The sequence below is a fragment of the Kitasatospora sp. NPDC091257 genome, assembly GCF_044757675.1.
Classification (GTDB): domain Bacteria; phylum Actinomycetota; class Actinomycetes; order Streptomycetales; family Streptomycetaceae; genus Kitasatospora; species Kitasatospora lactacystinica.
The window spans coordinates 1-5,025 of the sequence record NZ_JBIVVI010000684.1; the positions used below are offsets into that span (position 1 = coordinate 1).

The 5,025-nt window shown below is 74.0% G+C and carries 3 protein-coding genes; 2 read left to right on the forward strand and 1 reads right to left on the reverse strand.

The annotated features are described in order from the left end of the window. Positions 1 to 67 precede the first annotated feature (67 nt). Positions 68 to 1,777 (reverse strand): carboxyl transferase domain-containing protein, encoded by a 1,710-nt coding sequence (locus ACIQOV_RS27225; RefSeq protein ID WP_401052854.1) that lies wholly within the window; start codon positions 1,775 to 1,777, stop codon positions 68 to 70. A gap of 132 nt (positions 1,778 to 1,909) precedes the next feature. Here ACIQOV_RS27225 and ACIQOV_RS27230 point away from each other — a divergent pair, with 132 nt between their 5' ends. Then, a complete protein-coding gene (locus tag ACIQOV_RS27230) occupies positions 1,910 to 2,575 on the forward strand; it encodes a TetR/AcrR family transcriptional regulator (RefSeq protein ID WP_401052856.1) in 666 nt (221 codons plus the stop codon). Between the two features lie 271 nt (positions 2,576 to 2,846). Beyond that, on the forward strand, positions 2,847 to 5,025 hold a 2,179-nt coding region (locus ACIQOV_RS27235), incomplete at its 3' end, for an ABC transporter ATP-binding protein (RefSeq protein WP_401052859.1).

Genomic DNA, 5,025 nt, shown 5'->3' on the forward strand with positions numbered 1-5,025 from the left:
GCCGGCGCCGCGGGGAGTCACACCCGGAAGGGAGGGGTCACGGACGCAGGGGTGACACGAGGCGGGATCACATGCGGAAGACGCCGTACGGAGCGGGCGGTGCCAGCGGGGCGTTGGCGCAGGCGGTGAGCGCGAGACCGACGACGGTGCGGGTGTCCATCGGGTCGATCACACCGTCGTCCCAGAGTCGGGCGGTGGCGTAGTAGGCGTTGCCCTGGCGCTCGTACTGCTCGCGGACGGGGCGCTTGAACTCCTCCTCCGCCTCGGCCGGCCACTGCTCGCCGCGCGCCTCCAGCTGGTCGCGGCGGACGGTGGCGAGGACGGAGGCCGCCTGCTCGCCGCCCATCACGGAGATCTTGGCGCCCGGCCACATCCACAGGAAGCGAGGTGAGTAGGCCCGGCCGCACATCGAGTAGTTGCCGGCCCCGTACGAGCCGCCGACCACCACGGTCAGCTTCGGGACGCGGGTGCAGGCGACGGCGTTGACCATCTTGGCGCCGTGCTTGGCGATGCCGCCCGCCTCGTACTGCCGGCCGACCATGAACCCGGTGATGTTCTGGAGGAAGAGGAGGGGGATGCCGCGCTGGTCGCACAGCTCGATGAAGTGGGCGCCCTTGACGGCCGACTCGGAGAACAGCACGCCGTTGTTGGCGACGATGCCGACCGGGTGGCCGTGGATCCGGGCGAAGCCGGTGACCAGGGTGGCGCCGTACTCCGCCTTGAACTCGGCGAACCGGCTGCCGTCCACCAGGCGGGCGATCACCTCGCGCACGTCGTAGGGCGTGCGCGGGTCGACCGGCACGGCGCCGTACAGGCCCGCCGGGTCGACGGCGGGCGGCTCGACCGGGGTGAGCGGCCACGGCCTGGCCTCGCGCGGGCCGAGCCCGGCGACGATCGTGCGGACGATGGAGAGGGCGTGGGCGTCGTCCTCGGCCAGGTGGTCCGTCACGCCCGAGGTGCGGGAGTGCAGCTCGCCGCCGCCCAGCTCCTCGGCGGTGACCACCTCACCGGTGGCGGCCTTCACCAGCGGCGGGCCGCCCAGGAAGATCGTGCCCTGGTTGCGGACGATCACGGCCTGGTCGCTCATCGCCGGGACGTACGCGCCACCGGCCGTGCACGAGCCGAGCACCGCGGCGATCTGCGGGATGCCCGCGGCGGAGAGCCTGGCCTGGTTGTAGAAGATCCGGCCGAAGTGGTCCCGGTCCGGGAAGACCTCGTCCTGCATCGGGAGGAAGGCGCCGCCGGAGTCCACGAGGTAGACGCAGGGCAGCCGGTTCTCCAGCGCGACCTCCTGGGCGCGCAGGTGCTTCTTCACCGTCATCGGGTAGTAGGTGCCGCCCTTGACGGTGGCGTCGTTGGCGACCACCACCACCTCGCGTCCGGCGACCCGGCCGATGCCGGCGATCACCCCGGCCGCGGGCGCCGCGCCGTCGTACATCCCGTCGGCGGCCAGCGGGGCCAGCTCCAGGAAGGGGGAGGCCGGATCGAGCAGGGTGTCCACCCGGTCGCGGGGCAGCAGCTTTCCGCGGGAGGTGTGCCGGGCGCGGGCCTTGGCACCGCCGCCCAGGGCGGCCGCGTCGAGCTTCGCGCGCAGCTCGGCGACCAGGGCCCGGTGCGCTTCGGTGTTCGCGCGGTAGGCCTCGGAGGCCGGGTCGACGGAGCTGCCGAGCCGGGGCGCCGGTGCGGCGGCCGCGGACGGTGCGGCGCCGGGCGCGGCAGTGCCGGCCGCTGCGCCGAGCCGGAAGCCGGTGGATGTTCCGGCAGTTGAGATGACCATTCCCAAGAGCTCCCTTGCCCTCGGCACCAGGTGGGCAGCCGGGTGCGTCCGCCCGTGATCGCGCACGTTAATTAACGTTAACTTACGCGCCCAGGTTAACGGCCGATAACCCGACTGTCTACGATGGACGGCATGCCGAACGTCCCCGCCGCCTCCGCGCTCCCCCGCCGCGACCAGATCCGCCGGGAGGCCGCGAGGCTGTTCGCGGCCCGGGGCTTCCTCGGCGTGGGGGTGGACGAGATCGGCAAGGCGGTCGGGATCAGCGGCCCCGGGCTCTACCGCCACTTCGCCGGCAAGGACGCGATGCTCGCGGACCTGCTGATCGGCATCAGCGAGCGCCTGCTGGACGAGGGGCGCCGCCGGGCCGGTGGCGGCGAAGGCCCGGCCGCCGCGCTGGACGCGCTGATCAGCGGCCACGTCCACTTCGCCCTGGACGACCGGGACCTGATCACCCTGCACGACCGGGAGCTGCTGAACCTCAAGGAGGAGGACCGGCGCACCGTCCGCCGGCTCCAGCGCGGCTACGTCGAGCTGTGGGTGGACGTGGTCCGGCAGGCCTACCCGCCGCTGGCCGGCCCCGCCGCCGAGCCGGTGGCGCGGGCCGCCGTGCACGCCGTCTTCGGCCTGATCAACTCGACCCCGCACAGCCTCGGCCCGAACCCCGACCACGGCGAGCGCGTCGCCCTCCAGCGCGACGGCATGGCCGCCCTGCTCCACGCCCTCGCCCACGGCGCGTTCGCGGCGGCCGCGGAATCGGCGGGCGTCCCCGCCGACGGTTCGGCGTCCGCGGGCGTTTGAGGCGCTCGGCGGCAGTCCGTCCGGAGGCCTGGTCCCAAAGGGTGACGCCCGACCCGTCCCCGGCCGCTGGGCGCGCGAGGGGTCGTCGGCGATCCTGGAGACGGCCGGGGGAGTGGGCCGTTCGAGTGTCCGTCCGGGAATCACCGCAGGCCGTCGGCTGTTGGCCAGTCCGCCGGGCCGGATGATCGGGGCTCCCCCCGGCCGGCCCCGAACCCCTCCGGCTCGGAAACGCCATGGCGGCCACCCGACGAAATGGTTAGCATCCCTAAATATGCCTGAGACTCACGGATCCACGGTGGAGCAATCCCCGAGCGGCCCCCCGGCCCCCGGCCCGACCCCGGAGGCTCCCGCCGACAGCCCGCAGACCGCCGCCGGGAACACCGGCCCGGCCGCGGCGGCCGCCCAAGGCGCCGAGGCGGCCGGCTGGCTGCGCCGTCTGGTCGGCTACAGCTGGCGGTCCCGGCGCAGCCTGCTGCTCGCGTTCGGCGCCTCGCTCCTCGGCATGGCCGTCACCGCGCTGGTGCCGCTGGTCACCAAGCTGATCATCGACGACGTCATCATCGCCCACACCCGTTCGCTGGCCCCCTGGGCGGTGGTGCTGCTGCTCGCCGCCCTCGTGGTCTTCGGCTGCACCCAGGTCCGCCGCTACTACGGCGGCCAGCTCGCCGTCGACGTCCAGCACGACATGCGCAGCGACCTGTTCCGCTCGCTCGGCCGGCTCGACGGCCACCGCCAGGACCGGCTGGACACCGGTCAGGTGATCGGGCGGGCGACCTCCGACCTCCAGCTGGTCAACGGCCTGCTCTCGATGCTGCCGATGATGACCGGCTACCTGCTGATGTTCGTCATGTCGCTGGCCGTGATGGTCTGGCTGTCCCCGCCGCTCACCCTGGTCGCCCTGGTCATGGCCCCCGCGCTGTGGTGGGTCTCGGTGCTCAGCCGCAAGCGCCTCTTCCCCGCGACCTGGGCCGCCCAGCAGGAGGCGGCCGCCGTCGCGGGCGTGGTGGACGGCGCGATCGGCGGGGTCCGCGTGGTCAAGGGCTTCGGACAGGAGGCGCAGGAGCTCGACAAGCTGGAGGAGGCCTCCCACAACCTCTTCGCGGCCCGGCTCCGGTCGATCCGGCTGAACGCCCGGTACAACCCGGCGATGCAGGCGATCCCGGCGCTCGCCCAGGTCGGCGTCCTCGCCTTCGGCGGCTGGCTGGCCGTCGACGGCCGGGTCACGCTGGGGACCTTCGTCGCCTTCTCCACCTACGTCGCCCAGATGACCGGCCCGGTGCGGATGATGACCATGGTCATCACCGTCGGCCAGCAGGCCCGGGCCGGCGTCGAGCGGGTCCTGCAGCTGATCGACGAGCGCCCGCTGGTCCAGGAGCGCCCGGACGCCCGCACCCTGGACCTCGCGCACGGTGGCTCCCCGGCCGGCGCCTCGGCGATCGGCACCCCCGCCGACGCTGCCGCCAACGCCCTCGCTGCCGCCCCCGTCGGCCCGCGGACCCCCGACGTCGCCCTGGAATTCGACCGGGTCGAGTTCCGCTACGACCCCGAGCACCCCGCCCCCGTCCTGCACGGCCTCAGCCTGAAGCTGGCCCCCGGCGAGACCCTCGCCCTGGTCGGCGCCTCCGGGTCCGGCAAGTCGACGGTGGCCCAGCTGGTGCCCCGCTTCTACGACCCCGCCTCCGGTACCGTCCGCCTGTACGGCCACGACCTGCGCGACCTCACCCTGGACTCGGTCCGCGCGACGGTCGGCATCGTCCCCGAGGAGAGCTTCCTCTTCTCCGAGTCGGTCCGCACCAACATCGCCTACGGCCGTCCGGACGCGACGGACGAACAGGTGGTCGCCGCAGCCCGCGCCGCCCAGGCCGACGAGTTCGTCCGCGCGCTGCCGGACGGCTACGACACCAAGGTCGGCGAGCAGGGCCTGACCCTCTCCGGCGGCCAGCGCCAGCGCATCGCACTGGCCCGGGCGATCCTCACCGACCCCCGGATCCTGCTGCTGGACGACGCCACCTCGGCGGTGGACCCGCAGATCGAGGCGGAGATCCACGACGCGCTGCGCTCGGTGATGACCGGCCGCACCACGCTGCTGATCGCCCACCGCCGGTCGACCCTCCAGCTCGCCGACCGGATCGCCGTCCTGGAGCGCGGCCGGCTGCTGGACCTCGGAACGCACGAGGAACTCGAAGCCCGATGTCCCCAGTACCGGGCCCTGATCACCGACCCCGAGGCCGGCTCCGCCGACCGGCACTCCGCCCCCGAACCGGCATCCGATGAACCGGCGTCCCCGGCGAAGCCCGGGCGGGCGACCGGGCAGCGGGCCGCCGACGGCACTCCCACCGACGGCGCTCCCGGCACCGCCGGAACCGACGGCACCGCCGGAACCCGGGCCACTCCCGGAACGGACGACACCGACGACACCGCGGGAACCCCCGGAACCCGGGCGACCCCCG